The organism is Massilia agri (assembly GCF_024753255.1).
GTDB classification, from domain to species: domain Bacteria; phylum Pseudomonadota; class Gammaproteobacteria; order Burkholderiales; family Burkholderiaceae_D; genus Telluria; species Telluria agri.
In genome coordinates this window covers 231,417-252,805 of record NZ_JANUHA010000003.1, presented here as the reverse complement: position 1 = coordinate 252,805, position 21,389 = coordinate 231,417, and the positions used below count along the sequence as shown (strand labels likewise).

General features: G+C 67.3%; 17 protein-coding genes. 7 read left to right on the top strand and 10 right to left on the bottom strand.

What is annotated here, in order from left to right:
* Window positions 1-6: 6 nt before the first annotated feature.
* Window positions 7-1,209, bottom strand: coding sequence for a BT3233 family polysaccharide utilization protein (locus NX780_RS06160; protein ID WP_258826973.1), 1,203 nt, complete (start codon window positions 1,207-1,209; stop codon window positions 7-9).
* A gap of 15 nt (window positions 1,210-1,224) precedes the next feature.
* Window positions 1,225-2,637 carry a glycoside hydrolase family 88/105 protein gene (locus NX780_RS06155; RefSeq protein WP_258826972.1) on the bottom strand — a complete coding sequence of 471 codons (1,413 nt, stop codon included), beginning with the start codon at window positions 2,635-2,637 and terminating at the stop codon, window positions 1,225-1,227.
* Between the two features lie 177 nt (window positions 2,638-2,814).
* On the opposite strand from NX780_RS06155, the gene garD reads away from it, so the two are divergent.
* From garD to NX780_RS06135, 4 genes are all read left to right on the top strand, one after another.
* A complete protein-coding gene (garD, locus tag NX780_RS06150; RefSeq protein ID WP_258826971.1) occupies window positions 2,815-4,356 on the top strand; it encodes a galactarate dehydratase in 1,542 nt (513 codons plus the stop codon).
* Between the two features lie 78 nt (window positions 4,357-4,434).
* The gene (locus NX780_RS06145; RefSeq protein WP_258826970.1) at window positions 4,435-5,250 is read left to right on the top strand and encodes an NAD-dependent epimerase/dehydratase family protein; all 816 of its coding nucleotides are present in this window, start codon (window positions 4,435-4,437) and stop codon (window positions 5,248-5,250) included.
* Window positions 5,251-5,256: 6 nt separating this feature from the next.
* Complete coding sequence (locus tag NX780_RS06140) at window positions 5,257-6,144, top strand: aldose 1-epimerase (RefSeq protein ID WP_258826969.1); 888 nt, start codon at window positions 5,257-5,259, stop codon at window positions 6,142-6,144.
* On the top strand, window positions 6,141-7,127 hold the full coding sequence (locus NX780_RS06135; RefSeq protein ID WP_258826968.1) for an alpha/beta hydrolase: 987 nt from the start codon (window positions 6,141-6,143) through the stop codon (window positions 7,125-7,127). The genes NX780_RS06140 and NX780_RS06135 overlap by 4 nt, the downstream gene beginning before the upstream one ends.
* A 73-nt stretch (window positions 7,128-7,200) precedes the next feature.
* Here NX780_RS06135 and NX780_RS06130 read toward each other — a convergent pair whose 3' ends face one another.
* Window positions 7,201-7,986, bottom strand: a complete 786-nt coding sequence (locus NX780_RS06130; protein WP_258826967.1) for a YdcF family protein — start codon at window positions 7,984-7,986, stop codon at window positions 7,201-7,203.
* Between the two features lie 101 nt (window positions 7,987-8,087).
* Between NX780_RS06130 and NX780_RS06125 the strand changes: the two genes are divergently transcribed.
* The 3 genes from NX780_RS06125 (at window position 8,088) to cysC (ending at window position 10,056) form a co-directional block, all read left to right on the top strand.
* On the top strand, window positions 8,088-8,366 hold the full coding sequence (locus NX780_RS06125) for a hypothetical protein (protein WP_258826966.1): 279 nt from the start codon (window positions 8,088-8,090) through the stop codon (window positions 8,364-8,366).
* 140 nt (window positions 8,367-8,506) lie between these two features.
* Window positions 8,507-9,427, top strand: a complete 921-nt coding sequence (locus NX780_RS06120) for a hypothetical protein (protein WP_258826965.1) — start codon at window positions 8,507-8,509, stop codon at window positions 9,425-9,427.
* Window positions 9,424-10,056: an adenylyl-sulfate kinase gene (gene cysC / locus NX780_RS06115; protein ID WP_258826964.1), complete on the top strand. Its 633-nt coding sequence runs from the start codon at window positions 9,424-9,426 to the stop codon at window positions 10,054-10,056. Before NX780_RS06120 ends, cysC begins: the two co-directional genes overlap by 4 nt.
* On the opposite strand, the gene NX780_RS06110 is transcribed toward cysC, so the two are convergent.
* The 7 genes from NX780_RS06110 to NX780_RS06080 all read right to left on the bottom strand — a co-directional run bounded on the left by NX780_RS06110 (window position 10,053) and on the right by NX780_RS06080 (window position 21,370).
* Complete coding sequence (locus NX780_RS06110; protein ID WP_258826963.1) at window positions 10,053-11,867, bottom strand: glycoside hydrolase family 28 protein; 1,815 nt, start codon at window positions 11,865-11,867, stop codon at window positions 10,053-10,055. The genes cysC and NX780_RS06110 overlap by 4 nt on opposite strands.
* A gap of 86 nt (window positions 11,868-11,953) precedes the next feature.
* Complete coding sequence (locus NX780_RS06105; RefSeq protein ID WP_258826962.1) at window positions 11,954-14,692, bottom strand: TonB-dependent receptor; 2,739 nt, start codon at window positions 14,690-14,692, stop codon at window positions 11,954-11,956.
* A gap of 335 nt (window positions 14,693-15,027) precedes the next feature.
* On the bottom strand, window positions 15,028-15,726 hold the full coding sequence (locus NX780_RS06100) for a FadR/GntR family transcriptional regulator (RefSeq protein ID WP_258826961.1): 699 nt from the start codon (window positions 15,724-15,726) through the stop codon (window positions 15,028-15,030).
* Between the two features lie 125 nt (window positions 15,727-15,851).
* The gene (locus NX780_RS06095) at window positions 15,852-17,039 is read right to left on the bottom strand and encodes a M56 family metallopeptidase (protein WP_258826960.1); all 1,188 of its coding nucleotides are present in this window, start codon (window positions 17,037-17,039) and stop codon (window positions 15,852-15,854) included.
* Window positions 17,026-17,415: a BlaI/MecI/CopY family transcriptional regulator gene (locus NX780_RS06090; RefSeq protein ID WP_258826959.1), complete on the bottom strand. Its 390-nt coding sequence runs from the start codon at window positions 17,413-17,415 to the stop codon at window positions 17,026-17,028. The genes NX780_RS06095 and NX780_RS06090 overlap by 14 nt, the downstream gene beginning before the upstream one ends.
* Before the next feature lie 71 nt (window positions 17,416-17,486).
* Entirely contained in the window at window positions 17,487-20,663 is a 3,177-nt protein-coding gene (locus NX780_RS06085; protein ID WP_258826958.1) for a pectinesterase family protein, read from the bottom strand.
* On the bottom strand, window positions 20,660-21,370 hold the full coding sequence (locus NX780_RS06080; RefSeq protein ID WP_258826957.1) for a rhamnogalacturonan acetylesterase: 711 nt from the start codon (window positions 21,368-21,370) through the stop codon (window positions 20,660-20,662). The genes NX780_RS06085 and NX780_RS06080 overlap by 4 nt, the downstream gene beginning before the upstream one ends.
* Between the last annotated feature and the right edge of the window lie 19 nt (window positions 21,371-21,389).

The window sequence follows — 21,389 nt, the reverse complement described above, 5'->3', positions numbered from 1 at the left end:
CCCCCTTTACTGCTGGCGCGAAAGCAGAACGCGTACCGGACTGCCGGCGCGGGCGGCGGCGTCCTGCAGGTACTTCTGCCACTGCGCCAGCGAGGTGATCTCGCCGGCACGGCTCCAGGCGCCGCCCGCATAGTAGCGCAGCGGCTTGCCGGACGTCGCCTTGGCGAGGATCAGTTCGTTGAGGTTGTCCTGGGCGAAACCTTCCGCGCCCGGGATCACGACCGCGGTGCCGAAGGCGTCGTTGCTCTTCTGCTCGACCCACTGCAGCAGCACCGGGCCTTCGCGCTTGACGGTGATGGACGGATCCTGGTTCTTGTCGCTCGGGTTCTTGTTCAGGCCCACCGCCACCGTGATCGGCTCGTTGCCCTCGTACTGGAAGGTACTGTCGATGCGGTCCAGCTGATGGCCCGCGTCCACGGTGAAGCGCTTGATCTCGCTGACCTTCTTGCCTGCCGCGTCCCAGGCTGCGTAGTGCAGCTCGAAGATCGCGCGCACCGGGCCGTTGGCCAGTACGCGCCAGCTGGCATAGTTCACGCCGGTGTAGAGCTGCTTGCCGTCCCACACGCCGGTGCCGCCCGCGCCGCGCGACTTGCCGACGTTGTACATGTCCATGCCCTCACCCTCGTCCTTGTGGTAGTGGTCATGGCCCTTGTTGTACCAGCGGTCGACGATCGGATAGGGCACGCGCTTGAACCACAGGTCCAGGCCACTGGTCACCAGCACTTCCTTGGTCACGCCCGCGGGCGCAGGCGCAGCCAGGGCGGGGCCGTAAGTGCGGTGGGCGATCTTGTCGTTCTCCCAGGCGAAGTCGTCCAGGCGCTCCGGCACGTAGCGTGCAAACGCCTTGGTCGGGAACACCGGCGCCACGGTGTCGATTCTCTCCACCGTGAAGCTGGCGCTCTTCTCGCCGGCGGCGAAGTTGTGCTGGAAAATCAGCTCGCCGTAGGCGGCGCCGACACCCTTCGGATCCTTGGCCAGCGGCGCCACGTTGGTCACCTGGTAGGGCAGCACATTGCCCTTGGCGTCCTTGACCGCGATCTTCTGGATCAGGGCGCCCGGCAGGGCGGCGTTGACGTCGCTCCAGGGAATGGTGATGGTTTCCGACGGGCGGGCGATGGACAGGTCGTGCTGGACGGTGACGGCCAGTTTCTCGGCGGCGTATGCGTTCAGGGATGCGGTAAGTACAGCTGCAAGGATCAAACGTTTCATGTGTTCAGTCGCCTTTCAGTGATGTTCGCGGTAGTCGGTCTTGCCGCCCTTGGGCATGTAATGATACGTGCGAACCTTGTGCTGGACTTCGAAGGCCGGATTCTTGATCAGCCTGATGATCTCGGCGCCGGCCAGCAGCATCGGGCCGTAGCCGTGCAGCGCGTGCACGCTGGTCGGGCGGTTGTAGTAATAGACCATGTCGCCGGCCAGCGTGGTGCCCACGCAGGTGCCTTCGACTTCACCCTTGGCGGTGATGCGGGTGGTGAGGCCCGCCCAGCCGGCCTGCGCGATCGAGCCGTAGGTGGTCGGGCTGACCCAGCCCTGGTTGACGGCGTGCGCGATCACGTAGGTGAAGATGGCGCTGGCCGAGGTCTCCAGATACGAGTCGTTCCGGTCGATCATCTGGTGCCACAGGCCCGTGCCCGACTGCAGTTCGGCGATGCCTTTGATGGAAAGCCGCAGCTGGTTCAGCACCTTCGGGTAGCCCGGGTGGTCCTTCGGCAGCACGTCGAGCAGGTCGGACATGGCCAGCACCGCCCAGCCGTTGGCGCGCGCCCAGTAGAAGCGCGGCGCGTCCTGGTGGTTGGCGTGCCAGCCGTGGGTGTACAGGCCCAGCTGCGGATTGAACATGCGGCTCGTCATGCCCATCACATTGTTGACCGCGTCGTCGAAGTGCTTGCGGTTGCCGGTCATGCGGCCCATCTCGGCCAGGGCGGGGATGCTCATGTACATGTCGTCGGCCCACAGCGAGACTTCCTGCGGACGCTTGCGCGCCATGGTGCCGTCTTCCAGGCGGAACTGCTTGTTGATGACCCAGTCGCTGCAGGCGTCGATCATGGGCTTGAGGTCCGGACCGACGTTCTTCAGGCGCGCGCGGATCAGGGCGGCGCACATCGAGCCGGAATCGTCCAGCGAGCGCGGATCGAGGAAGCGGGAAAAGCTGTTGGCCCGTTCGAGGTGGAACTTCTGTTCCTGGGCGCGGAAGTAGGGGAGGGTCTGGGAGAAGAACTGGAAGTGGCGCTGGGTCATCGCCGTGAAGCTCGGGTCGCCGGTGGCCTCCGCCGCTTTCAGGAGGCCCGAGTGGACCACGCCCATCTCATAGACCTGGATGCCGTAGTCGCCCGCGCTGGGCTCAAAGATCGCGTCCGCGTTCGGCGTCTTCAGGTCGAAGATCTGGTCGCCCGTCTTCCTGTTGATGATCCGGGTCGGCGTCGCGCTGTCCATGTAGGCGCGGATCGACTTCAGCTGGGCCGTGACTTCGGCCACCTGCGGCATCTTGTACGGCACCGGATAGGTGCCTTCGGCCGGGTCCTTCAGGTTCTTGTTGTCCGGATTGCGGTAGTGGCCGCCCTGGGCCAGGGCGGGGCCGCAGGCGAGTGCGCAGCCTAACAGGGTGGCGAGCGAGGCTGCCAGCATGGTCGTCTTCATGTGTCTCCAGTCGGTGTGTTGTCCAAATACTGCACCAGCTTACTTGTTCGCTACTTATTTGCATCTTATTGGTCAGGCCATTCTAATTTGGTCGGGCCAAAATCGCAAGGTGGACTAGCCACTGCGAGATGTTGTATGGCATACTGAAAAAGAACCTACCGACCAAGGCAACACATCATGAACCAAGACCTTCCGCGCACCATCCGCATGCAGGCCAGCGACAATGTCGCGATCGTCGCCAACGACGGCGGACTGCCCGCGGGCACCGTCTTCCCCGACGGCCTGACCCTCGTCGAGGGCGTCCCGCAGGGGCACAAGGTGGCGCTGGTCGACTTCGCGGACGGTGACCCCGTCGTCCGCTATGGCGTCACGATCGGCTACGCCAACGGCCCGATCCCGCGCGGCAGCTGGGTTTCGGAGCGCGTGCTGCGCATGCCGGCCGCACGCTCGCTCGACGACCTTCCGATCGGCACCCAGGCGGTGGCGGCGGTCCAGGACCTGGAGGGCTATACCTTCGAAGGCTACCGCAACAAGGACGGCTCGGTCGGAACCCGCAACATCATGGCGATCACCAGCACCGTGCAGTGCGTCTCGGGCGTGATCGACTACGCGGTCAAGCGCATCAAGGAAGAGCTGCTGCCGCGCTACCCGAACGTCGAGGACGTGGTCGCGCTCGAACACGTCTATGGATGCGGCGTCGCGATCGACGCGCCCGGCGCCGACATCCCGATCAAGACCATCCGCAACCTCTCGCGCAACCCGAACTTCGGCGACAGCGTGATGGTGGTGAGCCTGGGCTGCGAGAAGCTGCCGCCGGCGCGCCTGTTCCCGGCCGGCGCGATCCCGATCGGGAATGCGGAACCCTCCGTGATCACCCTGCAGGACCAGCAGCACGTCGGCTTCATGTCGATGATCGACAACCTGATGCAGACCGCCGAAAAGCACCTGCAGGAACTCAATGCGCGCCAGCGCGTCACCTGCCCGGCGTCGGACCTCGTGGTCGGCGTGCAGTGCGGCGGCAGCGACGCCTTCTCGGGCGTGACCGCCAACCCGGCCGTCGGCTTCGCCACCGACCTCTTGGTGCGCGCCGGCGCGGCCGTGATGTTCTCCGAGATCACCGAGGTCCGCGACGGCATCGACCAGCTGACCGCGCGCGCCGCCACCCCGGAAATCGCCCAGGCGATGGTGCGCGAGATGCAGTGGTACGACGATTACCTGGTGCGCGGCGGCGTCGACCGCAGCGCCAACACCACGCCCGGCAACAAGAAGGGCGGCCTGTCGAACATCGTGGAAAAGGCCATGGGCTCGATCGTCAAGTCGGGCACCACGGCGATTACCGGCGTGCTGTCGCCGGGCGAGAAGCTGCAGCAGAAGGGCCTGATCTACGCCGCCACCCCGGCCAGCGATTTCATCTGCGGCACCCTGCAGATGGCGGCCGGCATGAATGTGCACATCTTCACCACCGGCCGCGGCACGCCCTATGGCCTGGCCGCCGTCCCGGTCATCAAGGTGGCGACCCGCACCGAGCTGGCCAACCGCTGGCACGACCTGATGGACGTGAACGCCGGCCGCATCGCCAGCGGAGAAGCTACCATCGAGGACGTGGGCCGGGAGCTGTTCCGCCTCATCCTCGATGTGGCGAGCGGGCGCAAGACCTGGGCCGAACACTGGAAACTGCATAATGCGCTGGCGCTGTTCAATCCGGCGCCGGTGACCTGACAGAATAGTTCGCCCATGCGGGGTGGCCGGCGGCGCCGGCCACCCCGCATTGACGCGACGGAATCAAGGAGTATTGGAATGAGTGAAGTAAAAGGCAGACCCTTCAAACGCATCCTGCTGACCGGCGCCGCCGGCGGCCTGGGCAAGGTCCTGCGCGACCGCATCAAGCCCTGGGCCGAGGTGGTGCGCCTGTCCGATGTCGCCGACATGGGCGAAGCACGCGAGGGCGAGGAAATCGTCCAGTGCGACCTGGCCGACAAGGAAGCCGTGATCAAACTGCTCGAAGGCGTCGACGCCGTCCTGCATTTCGGCGGCATCTCGACCGAGAAGCCCTTCGAGCCGATCATGCAGGCCAACATCCTGGGCGTGGCCAACCTGTACGAGGCGCTGCACAAGGCCGGCACCCGCCGCGTGGTGTTCGCCAGCTCGAACCACGCGATCGGCTACCACCACGTCAACACGGTGCTCGATGCGAACTCGCCGACCCGCCCCGACAGCTACTACGGTCTGTCGAAGGTTTTCGGCGAGCAGATCGCGCGCTACTACTTCGACCGCTTCGGCATCGAGACCGTCTGCATCCGCATCGGCTCGAGCTTCCCGGAGCCGGCCAACAAGCGCATGATGAGCACGTATTTCTCCTACGACGACCTCACCGAGATGCTGCGCTGCTCGCTGTTCGCGCCGCGCGTGGGCCACACCATCATCTATGGCGTGTCGGACAACGACAGCGTCTGGTGGGACAACCGCCTGGCCGCGCACCTGGGCTACAAGCCGAAGGACAGCTCCGCGAAATTCGCCCACCTGTTCCCGGATACCTCGGAGTTCCCGGACAAGGACGACGTCACCACCATGTACCAGGGCGGCAAGTTCCTGCTCGACGGCCCGCAATACTGAGCGCCGATGCCGACGCCCGTGCTGGAACGCCTCGCCTTGCGCAACGACTGCCTGCTGGCGGAAGTGCTGCCGCAGGTGGGAGGCGGACTGGCGCGGCTCGACTGGCTGCGCGGCGAGGAAAGGGTGCCGCTGCTGCGCGGCCTGCCCGGGGACTTCGATGGCATGCCGCTCCCCGGCCAGCTGGCCTGCTTCCCCCTGCTGCCCTGGTCGAACCGGATGTCGCCCACGGGCTTCGCATTCGAAGGCGTGCGGCATGTGCCGCTGCCCAACCGCGAGGGCGAGCCTTGCCCGATCCACGGCGACGCCTGGCAGCAGCGCTGGCGCGTCGCGGCCCACCACGACACCTCCCTGACCCTGAGCCTGGGCCGCTGGGACGCCACACCCTTCGCCTACACCGCCGAACTGCGCTACACCCTGGCTGATGATGCGCTGGTGGTCGAACTCTGTGTGCGCAATGCCGGCCGCAGCGCTCTGCCTTTCGGCCTCGGCCTGCATCCCTGGATGCCGGACCCGCAAGGCGCGCTCCTGCAGGCGGGCGCGCGCAGCGTGTGGATGGCCGGCCCGGACAAGCTCCCGCTGGCGCGCCAGGACATTCCCCTTCAGTGGCGTTTCGACAATCCATCGTCGCTACCGCAGGATGGCGTCGACAATGTGTTCGAAGGCTGGCATGGCGATGCCCGCATCGCCTGGCCCGGACGCGGCGTGGCGCTCGCGGTGGCCGCCGACATGGACTACTTCATTCTCTACGTGCCGCAGGGGCGCGATGTGTTCTGTTTCGAACCCGTCGACCATCCGATCAATGCACACAACCTGCCTGGCCAGCCCGGCCTGACGGTACTGGCGCCAGGCGCCACGCTGCGCCGGCGCTGCGTGTTCCGAGGGGAGCTACTATGAAGCGATTCATTCCCGGCCTGGTGCTGGCCCTGCTTGGTACCGGCGCCGCCTGGGCGCAGACGCCCTACAACGCCGAAACAACCTATCGCAAGCTGGTCCGCGACTACCCCTTCATCCGCATCGCGGGCAGCGAGACACCGGCCTCGGTCCAGCTACGCAAGGACCTCGTCTACCTGGAGCACCCCGACCTGGCCCTCGGACTCGACCTCTACCTGCCGCAGCCCGGCGCCAGACCGGCGCCGCTCGTGATCCTCGTGCACGGCGGCGGCTGGGCCAGCGGTGATCGCACCGGCATGGCGCCGCTGGCGGCGCGCCTGGCCGCACGCGGTTTCGCCGCCGCCACCGTCAGCTACCGCCTGTCGGGACAGGCCCGCTATCCGGCCGCCATCACCGACGTCAGGGAATCCCTGCGCTGGCTGCGCGACAATGCGGCCAGCTTCGGCATCGACCCGGGACGCGTGGCCATCTCGGGCGCATCGGCCGGCGGACAGATCGCCTCGCTGGTGGGCATGCTGGAGCCGCAAGCCGTCCGCGCCGTGATCAATATCGACGGCCTGTCGGACTTCACCACCGAGGAATCGCGCAAGCACGAGGACGATCCGAACAAGAAGCCGTCCGCGGCGGGTGCCTGGTTCGGCGGGCGCTATTCGGAAAAGGCGCCGCTGTGGCGCGCGGCTTCGCCGATCACCCACGTGGGCAAGGACAGCCCGCCGGTGCTCTTCATCATCAGCGGCGTGCCGCGCTTCTCGGTGGGACGCGAGGCGATGGCGGCGAAACTGGCCTCGTACGGCATCGCAAGCGACACGGTCGCACTGCCGGGCACCCCGCATTCCTTCTGGCTGTTCGACCCTTGGGTGGAACCGACCGTGGAAGCGATGGACGCCTTCCTGCGGCGCACGCTGCCCTGGTTCTCCGCACCGCCCGAATACCCCTCGGTGTCAGGTCTGACATTCAGACACGAGCTCGACCGTACGCAAGCCTAACGGTTGAGCCCGTGTCCGTTTGTCAGACCTGACACCACGGTGTTATGGACGCCTTTCTCAGGCGCATGCTGCCCTAATTCCCCGCGCCGCCACCGCGCACGCGGTACCAGGCGAGCCCGACCAGCTCATACGTCGCATACCAGGAACGCCGCATGCCTTCGGCGCTGGGCACCCATGCGTTGATGCTGGTGGCGCGTCCGCCGAGGAAGACGGTGGGCGCGTCGACCACGTCCATTCCCGCACGCCTGAAGGCGGCATGCGAACGCGCCATGTGCATCGCGTCGGTCACCAGGAGGATGCGCTTGACGCCCTGCGCGCGCAGCATGGCCGCACTGAAGGCCGCGTTCTCGGCGGTGTCGCGCGAGCGTCCCTCGACCCAGGCGACCGGCACGCCGAAGTCCTCGCGCAGCGCGGTCGCCATCGCGTCGCCGAAGGAGTACACGCGATCGTTGCCGAGCGGCTTGCCGGCGAAGCCGCCGCTGACGAGGATGGGCAGACCGGTCGCCCGGTGCAGGTGGGCTGCATAGCGCAGGCGCGCCAGGGCCACGTAGTCGGGGATGTCGCGGCCGCCGTATTCGGGCGCCTCGCGCACCTGGCCGGCGGCGAGGACCACGATGGCCTGGGCGCCGGCCTGCTTCGGCGCAGTCAAGGGCGTGGTCATGTTCTCCAGCGGCGTCACCAGGAAGTCCGCCACCGCCGTCATGCTCAGGAGGGTGAGCAAAGCAAAGCCGGCGCCCGCGATGGCGCGGCCGGCGCGCGGCCGCCGGCGCCAGACGACGAGGCCGATCACGATCAGGAGGAAGAGGTTTGAGGGCGGCAGGATCAGGCTGCGCGGAATCGCGTTGAGCAGGTCAAGCATGGGCATCGTGGTCGGGAACGGGCAAGAAGCCTGACAGCATAGCCTATCGCCGGCCCGCCTCCTCGCCCATCCCCTCGATGGGCTGCCTGATGATGGCATGCATGCGCTGGATGGCGGGCGTCGGCCTTGGCCTCGCCGTCGAACAGGGCGAGGCGCATCGTGGGCAGCGCCGGCAGGCCGGCGCGTTCGCCGCCGAGCATGCTGATGGCCGAGGTCGAGTGGCCCAGGCGGTTCGCCGTCCTGGCGAAGCTGCCCAGTTCGATGCCGTGCAAAAGCTGCGCAAGGCATCCATGTCGAAGTTCACGCGCCGCATGGATTGTATTGAGACGATAAAAGGCTGGGGCGAAGTTTCCGGTTTTCGAAACCATCCTGGCTATTGACCCCTTCGAGGTCAAGCGCATTCCCTGCCGGCGAAGCCGGACAAATGGGCGGGATTTGTCCTCTTGCTCTCCTCTTGCGAAAGGGACTGACTCGGTTAAACTTGCCTCCTCCAACGGATGAATCACGGGTAGGAAGCGAAATGGCTGTTCAGAACGTCTTTATTGCAGGTATGGAAAAGTGCGGCACGACGGCGCTGTCCGAATGGATGGTAAACAGCGGCCTGGCCGAGGACCGGGTACCCGGCATCAAGGAACCGTATCTGTACGCGAACGACATGCCGCATCCGGCGCGCATGCCTGGCTCGGGGCTGCCGCTGCTGGATGCCAGCGTCGGCTATGCCATGAACGCGGCTGTGGTCCGGCGGCTGCCCGAATACGATACCCGCCTGGTTCTGTGCCTGCGCAACCAGTTCGAACGCACTTGGAGTTCATACAAGATGAAGAAGCTGATGGCCAGCGGCGGCCGGGAAGTCGAGCAGTACTTCTCGAGCTACGAGCGAGGAGTCGCCAACGCCGTCCCGCACGGTGACCGCCCCGACGAGGACTTGCACCGCATCACGCGTACCTTCTTTCCGCGCCGCTCGCACAGCTTCGTCGAGCGCTACGAGCTCAAGGAGCTGGAGCACGTGCGCACCCACGACTTCGCCGCGCGGATCGAATACGAGCTCGCCTTCTACCTGTCACGCCGCACCTTGCCCTTCGTGTCCATTTTGGGCGCCAGCTTCTATTATCTGCCGCTGCGCCATCTGCTGGAAAAATACCAGGCCTCGGACGTCTCCGTGCTGTCGGTCGAGCGGCTCGGGGACGCGCAGGCGCGCCGGCGCTTCGTCGCCGGCGTGTTTGAGAAGGACGCCGATACGCCCGAGGTGCCATTCAAGTTCAGCAGCAGCAAGGTCGATTTCGAGGAAGCCAAGCCCGACTTCAACGACAAGGCCTTCGACCTGCTGCGCGCCTGCTTCCGCTATGATCTCGCCCAGGCACGTGCCTTGATTCCGCTGACCCGGTTTGGGGACAGCCTGCTGGACAATGCTGAACTCGACCGCTACCTGGAAGCCCGATGAGCCGCCGCGAATTCTTCAACGACGCCCTGTTCTGGCAGGGCCAGTCGGTCGACGCGCAGGAGCGCGAGCGCCTCGCCGGCCATGGGGCGGCGGTGTTGTGGTTCACCGGACTGTCCGGCGCCGGCAAGTCGACCCTGGCCAGCGCCGTCGAGCGCCGCCTGCACGACCTCCAGTGCCGCACCTTCGTCCTCGACGGCGACAACCTGCGGCACGGCCTGTGCAGCGACCTCGGTTTCACCGCCGAAGACCGGCACGAGAACATCCGCCGCGCCAGCGAAGTGGCCGCGCTCTTCGTGCAGTCGGGCGCGATCGTCCTGTCCGCGCTGATCTCGCCGTTCGCGGCGGACCGTGCACGCGCGCGCCGCCTAGTGCCGGAAGGGCGCTTCTTCGAAATCTACTGCAACGCCAGCGTGGTCGATTGCGAGCGGCGCGACGTCAAGGGCTTGTACCGGCGGGCGCGCAGCGGCGAGGTCCGGGACTTCAGCGGCATCTCCTCGCCCTACGAGGCGCCAGGCGCGCCCGACCTGGTCCTGCATACCGCCCGCGACAGCGTCGAGCAGTGCGTGGAGCAGGTGCTGGAACTGGTGCTGGCGCGCCTGGGCCGGCCTCAGGGAGCGCAGCCCGCCTAGGTCGACAGTGTCGTGTCGAGCACCTTGCCCGCGATGGTGACATTGCGCAGCACGACGTTCTTCACGTTGAAGGTGTAGATCGGCTGCGCCGCATTGACCGGTGTGCCGAAGTCGCAGTCGCTGATGGTGACGTCGCGGATCGGCAGGATCTCCGCCGGCTGGTCGCCGTTGTAGTCGAAGGCGACGGGGCCGAGCAGCAGCACCGCCTGGTAGCAGGAGCGCGGCCCTTCTTTTGTGGCGACATTCCCCACCTTCACGCCGGAGATATGGATGTGTTCCACCACCGGCGGGCGGGTGCGCACATTGTCGGCGTTGGGCGCGTAGTCGCAGTCGAAGGTGATGACGCCCCCGGCTCCCGCCGCGACCGACTTGGGGGGAATCGGTCCGCCGGGAATCGGCGTGTAGAACTGGGGCTTCAGGTTCACGCCATTGGGCATGGTGACGTTGCGCACGTAGAAGTGGCGCAGGAAGCCGCCGCGGTTCATGTTGGTCTTGAGGCGGATCGCGATGTTCAGCGGGTCGCTCGCCCAATGCGCGTTGCGGAACTCGATGTCCTGCGCGTACACGTGCTGGATCCCGCCCGACATCTCGCTGCCCAGGGTCACGCCGCCGTGGCCGCTGTTCATCACGCAATGCTGGATCACCACATTCTGGGTCGGACCGAACTGGGTATCGAGGTTCTTGCCGGCCTTGATCGCGATGCAGTCGTCGCCGCTGTTGAAGGTGCAGTGCTCGACCAGCACGGTGTCGCAGGCTTCCGGATCGAAGCCGTCGCTGTTCGGACCCAGGCTGTTCATGTGCACGCCGCGGATCGCGAGCATGCTGCAGTTGACGGGATGGTGCTGCCAGAACGGCGACTGGTTCAGCTGGTAGCCCTGCAGCAGCACATTCGTGCAGCCGATGAATTCCACCATGCAGGGACGCAGGTAGTGGCCGCGCCCGAACACGCGTTTGGCCACCGGCACGCCCGCTTCCGAGAGGGTGGGCAGGTAGGCCTCGTCCGTGCGCCACTTGTCGTTCCTGCCCTCCATGAGCGCGACCTGGGCGTCGCTCAGGCCGGGCGCGACACGCCTGATCGAGGCGGGGTTCAAGGGATTGACGGCGGTCTGCGCCTCCTGCTGGCGCGGACCGGCCTTGCGCTTGCCCTTCCAGTCCCACCAGGTATCGCCGTTCGCCCGCGGCACGCCGCCCTGGCCGTCGAGGATGCTGGTCCAGTCTTCGCCGGTGAGGGCGATATTGGTCTGGCCGTAGGCGTAGACCATGGGCGAATAGTTGAGAACATCGTTGCTCTGCCAGCGCGAGATCACCAGTTTTCCGCGCTCGCCGCAGTCGTAGTCGCCGTATTTGGCGAAGTCCTCGGGATCGTTGCTGAAGTAGACGTGGGCGCCCCTGGCCAGGTGCACGTTGACGTTCGACTTCAGGACGATCGGCCCTCTCACCAGCCAGTTACCGGCCGGGATCAGCACGCGCCCGCCGCCGGCCTTGCTGCAGGCCGCGATCGCCGCGGCGATGGCCGCATAGCAGTCGGTGGCGCCAGGCGCCGGCGTGCTGACCTGGGCCGGCTCGTGGTGGGCCGCGAAGCCGCTCACCTGGATCGCGTCGCAGGCCTTGGCGCCATACGCGGTGATCGCGAAGTCGCGCTTCGGGAAGCTGAGCGGCTTCCTGAACTTGTCGATGATGCCCTGAGCGCGGGCCCAGGGATCGTTGTTTGCCGCCGCCAGCGCCGGGGCGCCGATGCCCAGGCCGGCCGCCGAGACCGAAGCGGCGCGCAGCAGTGCGCGGCGTCGTGGGTTGATCTGTTTAATTGCCATGGTGTCTCCGTGCTGTCGTATGTGCGAAAAAAAAGCGCCGGATGGGAGCAGGCCCACCCGGCGCAAGCCACAGTCCAGGAGGGGACTTAGAAGGTGTAGTCCGCGCGCACGTTGAAAGTACGGCCGATCGGCTTGGCGACGTTACGTGCGAACACGACGCGCGAGGAGAGGCGCTGGTTCGACAGCGGCGGATCTTCGTCGAACAGGTTGTTCACGCCCAGGCCGAGTTTCAGCTGCTTGTTGACCTTGTAGCTGGTCGACAGGTTGTAGACGCGGTACGGCGCGATGCGGTTGAAGAAGGGCTGGCCCGGCTTCTGGGTCGGCAGCGCATTGGTGTCTTCGTAGCTCGAGGCGTACTGCTGCGTCAGCTGGCCGAAGAAGGAACCGTAGGACCAGTTCACGCGCGCCTGGTGCTTCCACTTGAACACATAGGTGTTCGACGCGGTCGCGCCGGTGGACAGGGCGCCGTTCCTGCCGACGCTGTCGAACCACTCGCCGCCGGATTCGTTCTGGCCTTCGTACTTGTCGGTGTAGCTGCCGTCCAGCGAGAAGCCGAAGCGGCCCCAGCTCGAGGTCGGGTAGAAGTAGTTCAGGCCGATGTCGACGCCCTGGGTACGCAGGCCGCCCATGTTCAGGCGGGTCTTCTGGATGTACTGCAGGGTGCCGTCCGGATTGCGCACGAACAGGTCGGCGTACTTCTCGAGGTTGTTGAAGATCGTGTCTTCCGAGACCTGGGCGATGGTGCCGGTCATGTCGATCTTCCAGAAGTCGACGGTGGCCACGAAGTTCTTCACCGGCTCGACCACGAAGCCGACCGTGTAGGTCTTCGACTTTTCCGGATCCAGGTCCGGGTTGGCGCCGGTGAGCGTGGTCAGGCGCGTGTTGCAGACGCGGGTCGGATCGAGGTTCAGGCCGGCATAGCGCGGATCGGTCGTCACGGTGCCGGTGCCGGTCACGCTGGGCGTGGCGCTCGGGCACAGCAGCGGGTCATCCCAGTTCGACGAGGACGGCACCAGGGTGCGCTCGCTGCCGTACAGTTCCGGCAGGGTCGGCGCACGGAAACCCTTGCTCACGGTACCGCGCAGCATCAATGCTTTGAGTGGCTGGTAGCGGAAGCTGGCCTTCGGATTGACGGTGTTGCCGAAGTCGCTGAAGTGGTCGGCGCGCACCGCGAAGTTCAGGTTCAGCTGTTTCGTCACCGGGGCGTCGAGTTCGGCGTACATGCCGGCCACGCGGCGCGAGCCGCTCGGGTTGCGGCCCGGGGTGCCCGAGACCTTGTAGACGACCTCGTTGCCCAGCATGTTCATGTTCTCTTCGAAGGACTCGCGGTGCCAGTCGGCGCCGATGGCCAGTCCCAGTGCGCCGCCGCCGAGGTCCATCAGGGTGCGCGACAGGTTCAGGTCGGCGCCGTAGTAGCGCACGTCGGCGTTACGGTATTCGAGGCCGTCGGCCGAGATGCTCTCGAGGTAGTCGCGGCCGGCCTGGTCCTGCGGGCCGAAGGGATTCAGGATGCCCTGCTCGACGCCGGCATACAGGCCCGGGGTGCGCACGAAATTGTCGCGGAAGCCGATGTTGCGCTGGCTGTAGGCGTAGGAGACGCCGGCGCGGTAGTCCCATCCCTTGATCTGGCCCTCGTCCTGGACCACCAGGCGGTGGTTGAGCTGTTCGTCGTGGGTGGTGACCGGGCCGAGTTCGTCCAGGCTCCAGGTCAGCGCCAGGTCTTCGCCGTTCAGGCCGGCCACGGCCGGCACGCCGCCGCTGCCGCCCGGGTACCACTTGCTGGCCTTGGTGATCATCAGCGGCTTGCGCGAGGCGGTGAGGCGGTCGTAGTCGGTGCTGGCGCCGAAGGGCTGCGGCGCGTCCGATGCGTCGATATAGGACTTCGACAGGTTCAGTTCGATGCTCAGGATGCCGCCGTCGCCATGGGCGATGCTGGCCTTGGTGAAGATCGTGGCCTGCTGGGCTTCCGGCAGCAGTTCCGGATAGTAGGTCGGATCGGTGATGCAGGTCTTGCCGCCGTTGGCATTGGTGCGGGTCGACGGGATCGTGGTCTGGACCGCGTACGGGGTCACGCAGCCGGCCGCGAAATAGGGGTTGCCGGTGATGCCGGCGGACTTGCCGTTGCGGTAGATGGTGAAGTTCGCAGGAGAAGCCGCGCCGCCCGAGGTGTTCGGCGTGAAGGGCGTGCCGCCCAGCTGCGCGATCTTGGCCGGGTCGGTGATGTTCGGACGGTCGCGCTGCAGCAGCGAATCGCGGCGCTGGATGTCGACGGCGGTGTAGACGTTCCAGCCTTCGACGGCCAGGTCGCCCTTGCCGACCACGAAGCCGGCGCGGCGCTGGGCGCCGCCGCCGGACTGTTCCGGCTGCACGGTGCTGGCGCTGGCGGTCACGCCGGTGATGGAGCGCTTGGTGATGAAGTTCACCACGCCGGCGATCGCGTCGGTGCCGTACAGGGCCGAGGCGCCGTCGCGCAGCACTTCGACGCGCTCGATGGCGGCCATCGGGATCACGTCGACGTTGACCGAGCTGTCGCCCAGCGCTTCGTTGGCCAGGCGGCGGCCGTTGAGCAGGACCAGGGTGCGGTTGGTGTTCAGGCCGCGCATATTGATCATGGTGCCGCTGCCGCCGCCGCCGACCGGCTCGTTGGTCGAGGCGACGGTCAGGGCCACGGCGACTTCCGACATCGTGGTCAGGCCGCGGTTGAGCAGCTCTTCGGCCTTGATGGTGGTGAGGGGGAGGGCGTTTTCGGTCGCGAGGCGCTTGATCGAGGAGCCGGTGACTTCGACACGCTGCATCGGCGCTTCCTGCGCCTGAGCGGTGTTCATCAAGGCCATGACTGCGACAGAGACTGCCGACAGAAGGAAGCGCGGTTGGGCCATGCGCAGCCCGGTGATTCGGTTCTGGTGTTTCACTATGTCTCCTGCTTTGTTATCGTCAAGCGCGCCCAGGGTCCTCCCGGATCACGCGGGGTGTCGACGATTCTACTTTGGTCTGACCGCTTTCGCAATCTGGACGTGCCAGTTATTTTCTGGTCTGTATGTAAATACAGATTGGTCTGGCCAATTGTGGAAAGCACAAGATTGCGCAGACGCGCTCGCGGCGACAGGCCTGGCGCAGGGCAGGAAGGGAGATGGCCGGGCCCGGGCCCGGCTTGAGCGGATCAGCCGCGCGAGAAGGTGCGGGTGACGCGGTCGAGGTGGGCGCGCATCGCGGTGCGTGCGCCGGCGACGTCGTGCGAGGCGATGGCGGCGAAGATGTTGCGGTGGTCGAGCAGGGTCTGCTGGCGCAGTTCCTCGGTCTGGAAGTGTTCCTTCAGCTTGTGCCACAGCGAGCCGCGCTGGCTCCACAGGTATTCGATCACGCCGACCATGGCGCTGTTGCCGGTGGCGCGGGCGATCGCCAGGTGGAAGTTGCGGTCGGCCGACTCGTTGCCGCTGCGGTCTTCATGGTGCTGTTCCATCTCTTCGACCGCGCGCAGGATGGCGTCGATGGCCGAGTCGCTGGCGTGCTTGGCGGCCAGCGCCGCCACCTCGACCTCGATCAGGCGGCGCGCGGCCAGCACTTCGAAGGGGCCGGGGCCTGCGGTCGGCACCTCGGCCTGCGGCTTGGCCTGCTCGCTGACGTAGACCCCCGACCCGCCGCGCACCTCGACCGTGCCACCCAGTTCGAGGGCGATCAGGGCTTCGCGCAGCGAGGTGCGACTGACGCCGAGCTTGGTGGCCAGCTCGCGTTCGGCCGGCAGGCGCTCGCCCGGGCGGATGTTTTCAAGACGGATCAGCTCCTCGATCCTACTCGACACCACCCGGTACAGCCGTGGTTCGTTGGCGCCGTTCTCGTTCGGCGCAGCGGTTTTCTTCATCGATGGGTCCGTCGTGGATAAATGGTGGCCGATGCCAAACAAGGAATCTTAGTTTGACGCGGATAATGTTGCAAGTGGACCAACCAATTATATGCGAACAGGCCTGTTACCGCTGGGCCGGGCGCTCAGGATTGTGGCGATACCGTCATCGACACAGCGAAGGCCCCGATGCCCTCGCCGACCTTCACCGTGGCCGCTTCGCCGACGCGGGCCAGCAGGGTGGGTGCGCCGACCTGCTCCTTGCCCTTGTAGAGCGCGCCCTTGAGCCAGACCTGGCCGGGCGTCTCGGCCTGGCGCACCGTCATCTCGAGGCGCCAGGCGTCGGTGGCGACCGCGAAGGTCTCGCCGGCCCGCGCCAGCACCCGCGGCGTCGAGCGCTTGCCGCCCTCGTCGAGCTGCATCGCGATCGCGTACACGGGGCCCTGTGCCGGCAGTTCGGCCCGCACGCTCAAGGTGGCGCCGATGGCGCCCGCGGCCAGCAGGGCGAGAATGCAGCGGCCGGCGAGGCGGCGGGCGGTTCCGGGCGGGGTGTGCGACAGACTCATGATGCGCTCCTTGGTGGGGTGGGGAGATTGCCAGTGGCAGTGCAGGCCGGCGGCGTGCGCGCCGGTGTGGGACTTCAAGAGGGCTTCGGCGTAGCTGCGGCGCTGGCCCGGATGCCGGCGCATGACGGCGGCGTCGCAGGCGAGCTCCTGGTCCTGGCGGAAGGCGCGCGCGCCGAGGTGGACCAGCGGGTTGAACCAGAAGGCGCACTGCAGCAGCGCCGCGAGCAGGTTGGCCAGGGCATCGCGGCGCGCGATGTGGGTGCGCTCGTGGGCGATGATCAGGGCCTGCTCGGCGGGCGCGTAGCGCTGCGCGAAGTCAGGAGGCACGACGATCCTCGGGCGCAGCAGGCCGACCGACGCCGGGCCGATGCCGGCGGCGCCGATATAGACCTCGCCGGACCTGGCCAGCCGGCCCGCCCGGCGCAGGAAGGCGTGGTGGCCGAGGACGAAGCGCAGCGCCATCGCCAGCGCGCCGCAGGCCCAGGCGAGCAGCAGGAGATTTGCCTGCTGCGAGGCGACGCCTGGCGTGGCCTGGACCGCCAGGGCCTGCGCGGCGTCCAGCGCTTCGATGTGGAGAAGCCGCGGCGCGGGACTTGCCGGCAGCATGGCCGCGATCAGCACGCAAGGCACCAGCAGCCAGGCCTGGTAGGCGAGGGCCGCGCCCAGCCGGCGCCGCAGCAGCCTGCGCGCCCTCAAGAGCAGGAGGACCGCCAGGCCGGCGAACAGCGCGCCGCGCAGCACGAAGGCCGCGAATTCACTGGCCATCATCCAGCTCGTCGATCAGCTTGCGCAGTTCCTTGATATCGGCCTGCGACAGCTTGCGCTGGCTGCCGAAGTGGGCGACCAGCGGTGCGATGCGTCCGCCGAAGAGGCGCTGCACCAGGCTCTCGCTTTCGCGCGCCAGCCAGGCTTCGCGCGGCAGGATGGCGCAGTAGAGGAAGCGCCGCCCATCCTTCTGCGCCGCGATCGCGCCTTTCTTGAGCAGGCGGTTCAGCAAGGTCTTGACGGTGGCGCTCTGCCAGTGCTGGCTCTCCGACAGCGCGACGACGACCTGTTCGGCCACGACCGGGCCGGGGGCGCGCCACAGCACTTCCATGACGTGCGACTCGGCGTCGCTGATGTTGATGCTGGGTGTGTTCGACATGACGTTACCATTTACAGATGTAATCGAAATCGATGATTACACCTGTAAACGGTACTGTCAAGCGTTGCTTCCTAAGGCTGCGGGTTCCAGCCGCGTCCCGCGAACACCGCGGCGCGGCTGGACAGGCGCGCCGCCGCTTCGCCGTCCAGCTGGACGCCGCCATAGCTGCGCGGCTGGCCGTCCTCGGTCCTGTTCCCGTACTCGACCCAGCCGCCCTGCAGGGGATTCGGCAGCGGCTTGCGGTACCAGGCATCGCTTGCGATGTGCGGCCCCACCGTGCACTCGATGAAGGCGACGTTGTCCCAAGTGCTCGGCGTGCCGGGCGAACGTGCAAAGTAGGTGGCCCCGATCGGCGGCAGGTTGCCGGCCGGGCCCGGGCCGCGCGTGATGCGCGAGCGCAGGAAGACGAAGCCCGGTTCGTCCTTGCCCACGGTGCGGGCCTGCACGATGTAGCCGCCGCTTTCCTTGTTGGCGCTGTCGCCGACGGTGCGCAGCTCGCTCTCTTCGAACAGGGCGGCGCGGTTGTTCCCCCACACGAAGTCGACGTTGCCTTCGATGAGCGAGCGGTAGAACCAGGCGTAGCCGGTCAGCTGCAGGGTGTCCTGTTCGCTGATGAAATGCGCATTGCGCGCCGAGAGGCGGCCGCGGTCGGTGCTGAAGAAGATCGTTTCCGCCTGGGCCGAATGGCCGTCGCTGCGCAGGGTGCTGTTGTGCAGGGCGATGTCGCGGATCTCCAGCAAGTCCACGTCCTGGGCCAGGAAGAGGGAGCGGCCGCCCGAGAATCCGGGCGCACCAATCAGCTGTCCGGTGCCCGAACCGGGATTGCGGGTGTCGCTGTTGGCTGCGCGGATGATGGTGCTTTCCCTGCTCTGGCCGCGCAGCGTGACCTTGTCCTTGTCGACCAGGTAGAGCAGCTCCGGGTAGACGCCGTCGCGCACGTTCACCGTCAGCGCCTGCTCACGCGGCAGGCCCATCGCGAAATCCAGCGCGCCCTGCACCGTGCGGAAGTCGGCGCGGCCGTCGTCGTCGACGGTGATGCTGTCGCCGACCGGCTTGTACGGGGTGGTGCGGAAACTCCAGCGCGCACCCTTGAAACCCTCGGCGCGGACCAGGCGCTCGTCGATCACGGCTTCGTACTCTTCACCGTATTCGAGCAGATGCGGCATGCGCACGTAGAGCTCCTTGCCGACCACCTTGACCGGATGCTGGCGCACCAGGCGCTTGCGCGACTGCGACCCCAGCGCGGTAATGGCTTCGCCGGGGCGGACCACGGCGACAAGCAGCCTGTCGCGCTTGCGGTAGATGCGCACGCTGCCTTCACCGCTCAGGACCGGTACCTTGCCGAACACGAGGCGCAGCGGCGCATCCGGCGGCACGCCGCGCGCGCCGTGCGCGGGGTGGACCTCGGCCGAAGCGGGGAGGGCAGTGCCGGCGGGCGCAGCGAAGGGCGCCTGTACCTCGACCGTGAAGACCGCCTGCGCCCACGGATCGTCCAGGCTCCGTACCGTCACGGTGGTGCGGCCGGACGCATGGGGCGTCAGGCGCAGGCTGCCATTGCCCCCTTCGACCGAGGCGATGCGCGGATCGGCCGCCTGCGCCTCGACACCTTGCGCGCCGCCGAGACGGATTGATTCCGGCGCGTCGCCGGCCTGCATGGCGATGCGGTCGGCGCCCACGTGCACGGTCACGCGCTCCGGCAGGCCGGCGGGGCCGCTGCGCAGGTCCAGCAAGGTGTTGCCGCCCGCGTCCCAGCTGACCGGCCGCACGGCCGGCATGGCGGTGGCGAGCAGCCAGGTGGCGCGGTCGCCGTCCACCGAGATCGACAAGGAGGGGCCCCTGGCGTTCGGACCGGTCGCCGGCTCCGCCGCAAAACGCAGGACCACGGGCAGGCCGGCCATCGGCGCATTGCGGCGCACCTGCTTGATGCGCTTGACCTCGCCGCGCGATTCCAGCAGTTCGATCTGCAGCACGCGGCCGCCGTCGATCAGCTGCAGGCTCGCGCCCTGCCAGTCGCCATTTTCATCCTGGCGCGCGCGCAGCAGGAAGGGAGCGCCCTGGACGGGAACCAGGCGCGCTTCGGCAAAGCCGTCGCTCCCGCCCGGCAGGGCCTGCGGACCGGCATTCTCGCGCACGTGGCGCGGCACCTCGGCGGCCGGCAGCGCCGTGAAGCGGTAGGGCACGCGCCAGCCGACCTCGCCGCCGTGGGGGCAATCCCGCAAGGCCACGCCGTTCAGCAGCGAGCCGCTGTCCTGGAAGACGCCCGCGCTGGAGCCCGGATCGCGCACGACCTGCTTGCAGGTATTGGCGCCCGCGATGTCGAAGGCGTTGGCGGTCGAGATGATGTGCGAGGCGTGGGCAACGCCGACGCTGTAGCCGTGGGCGTAGACCGGGTGCTTGCGGTCGCCGACGTAGTAATTGTTCAGCAGGTGCACCTGGCCGTAGCGCACGCGCGGGGCGCGTTCGGCGACGTGCTCGAACAGGTTGCCCTTGAGCGTGATGCGCAGGTGGCCCTGGTCGCCGCTCGCGCGGTCGCCCGAGCCGATCAGCATGTTCTTCTCGTGCTCGCCGAAACGGTTGTAGCTGACGCTGACGAAGTCCGAACCCTGGTTGATGTCGAGGGCACCGTCGTGGCACTGCTTCAGCTTGCCGTTCTCGACCGCTTGCCTGTCGTCGGTATCGGGCGCATCGGTGAAGCTGTTGTGGTCGATCCAGACGTGGTGCGAGCCCGACACCGTGATGCCATCGAAAGAAGCGTTCCAGTTGCCCTTTGGGCCATCCTTCGGATCCCAGCGCGGCCCCACGTCGCAGGGATTGCGGATCGCCAGGTTGCGGATCACGACCTGCTCGGCGTTCGCGACCTGCAGGCTGCCGTTGATGAAGCCCGCACCCGGCGCAACGCCGATCACGGTGGTGTGCGAGGGGATGCGCACGACGCCGCGCCGGGCCTGGTCGCCGGTACTGGCAAATGCGCGGCCTTCGCTCAAGTCGATGGTGGCGGCCACGCGGACGATACGGGGCAACCCCGGCGCCGTCGCCTCGGCGTCGAGCGCCGCCAGCAGCTGGGCGCGGTCGCGCACCGTGAACACGTGTTCCGGCAGGGCCAGCGCCCCGCCGCGCGTACCGCCGTTCTGTGCGGCCCAGCCGTCGGATGGGGCATGCTGGCGTTCGGTCAATGCGACGGGAGTGGCAAAGGCCTGGCCGAAGGCGCCGGCCAGCGCCAACGTCAGGAGGGTGGCGCGCGGGTTCAACGCACACCTCGCATATCCGCTGCCAGGGCCGGCACCCGGCGCGCCAGTTCCTTCGCCATGATGCTGGAAAAGCGTTCGGCGCCCGCCGGCCCCAGGTGGGTGTAGTCGAAATTGGCGCCGCTGCGGGCCAGCTTGTCGGCTTCCTGCGGGCCCATGGCCTGCACGGCGGCCAGCGACAGGGCATTCAGGTCGACCAGCGGCGTCCTGGTCGCACGGGCGACGTCGCGCACGGTGGCGGCCCAGGGCGCCAGGTCGTTGTGTACATAGCCATCCTTGAAGCTGCGGCGGGTGAGCGGCGTCACCAGCACCGGCACGCCGCCCAGGGCACGTGCTTCTTCCACATAGCGTTTCATGTTGGCGGGGAATTCGGTGACGAAGTCGGTGGAGCGTCCCGGCTTGCCCGGCTGGTCGTTGTGTCCGAACTGGATCAGCACATAGGTCTTGCGAAAGCCGGCTCCATCGCCCAGCAGCTTCGTGACCTCATCCCAGCGGCCCTCGGCGCGGAAGCTTCCGGAGCTGCGGCCGCCGCGCGCCAGGTTCAGGCAGCTGGTCTCCGGCGTGAAGCGTGCGCACAGGGCGTCGCCGTAGCCGGTGGTGCTGGCCATGGTCGAATCGCCGACCAGGATCACGCGGTCCGGCAGCGCCGGGGCGGCCTGCACGTGGGCGGCAAGGAGCATCGATAAGAGGGGAAGGGTGAAGCGGGGCATGGGCGGTCTCCTGATGATT

Excerpts from the sequence above, each read along its gene's own strand:
- NX780_RS06160 (WP_258826973.1), bottom strand. The coding sequence starts at position 1,209 with ATGAAACGTTTGATCCTTGCAGCTGTACTTACCGCATCCCTGAACGCA.
- NX780_RS06155 (WP_258826972.1), bottom strand. The coding sequence starts at position 2,637 with ATGAAGACGACCATGCTGGCAGCCTCGCTCGCCACCCTGTTAGGCTGC.
- garD (WP_258826971.1), top strand. The coding sequence starts at position 2,815 with ATGAACCAAGACCTTCCGCGCACCATCCGCATGCAGGCCAGCGACAAT.
- NX780_RS06145 (WP_258826970.1), top strand. The coding sequence starts at position 4,435 with ATGAGTGAAGTAAAAGGCAGACCCTTCAAACGCATCCTGCTGACCGGC.
- NX780_RS06140 (WP_258826969.1), top strand. The coding sequence starts at position 5,257 with ATGCCGACGCCCGTGCTGGAACGCCTCGCCTTGCGCAACGACTGCCTG.
- NX780_RS06135 (WP_258826968.1), top strand. The coding sequence starts at position 6,141 with ATGAAGCGATTCATTCCCGGCCTGGTGCTGGCCCTGCTTGGTACCGGC.
- NX780_RS06130 (WP_258826967.1), bottom strand. The coding sequence starts at position 7,986 with ATGCTTGACCTGCTCAACGCGATTCCGCGCAGCCTGATCCTGCCGCCC.
- NX780_RS06125 (WP_258826966.1), top strand. The coding sequence starts at position 8,088 with ATGCGCTGGATGGCGGGCGTCGGCCTTGGCCTCGCCGTCGAACAGGGC.
- NX780_RS06120 (WP_258826965.1), top strand. The coding sequence starts at position 8,507 with ATGGCTGTTCAGAACGTCTTTATTGCAGGTATGGAAAAGTGCGGCACG.
- cysC (WP_258826964.1), top strand. The coding sequence starts at position 9,424 with ATGAGCCGCCGCGAATTCTTCAACGACGCCCTGTTCTGGCAGGGCCAG.
- NX780_RS06110 (WP_258826963.1), bottom strand. The coding sequence starts at position 11,867 with ATGGCAATTAAACAGATCAACCCACGACGCCGCGCACTGCTGCGCGCC.
- NX780_RS06105 (WP_258826962.1), bottom strand. The coding sequence starts at position 14,692 with ATGAACACCGCTCAGGCGCAGGAAGCGCCGATGCAGCGTGTCGAAGTC.
- NX780_RS06100 (WP_258826961.1), bottom strand. The coding sequence starts at position 15,726 with ATGAAGAAAACCGCTGCGCCGAACGAGAACGGCGCCAACGAACCACGG.
- NX780_RS06095 (WP_258826960.1), bottom strand. The coding sequence starts at position 17,039 with ATGATGGCCAGTGAATTCGCGGCCTTCGTGCTGCGCGGCGCGCTGTTC.
- NX780_RS06090 (WP_258826959.1), bottom strand. The coding sequence starts at position 17,415 with ATGTCGAACACACCCAGCATCAACATCAGCGACGCCGAGTCGCACGTC.
- NX780_RS06080 (WP_258826957.1), bottom strand. The coding sequence starts at position 21,370 with ATGCCCCGCTTCACCCTTCCCCTCTTATCGATGCTCCTTGCCGCCCAC.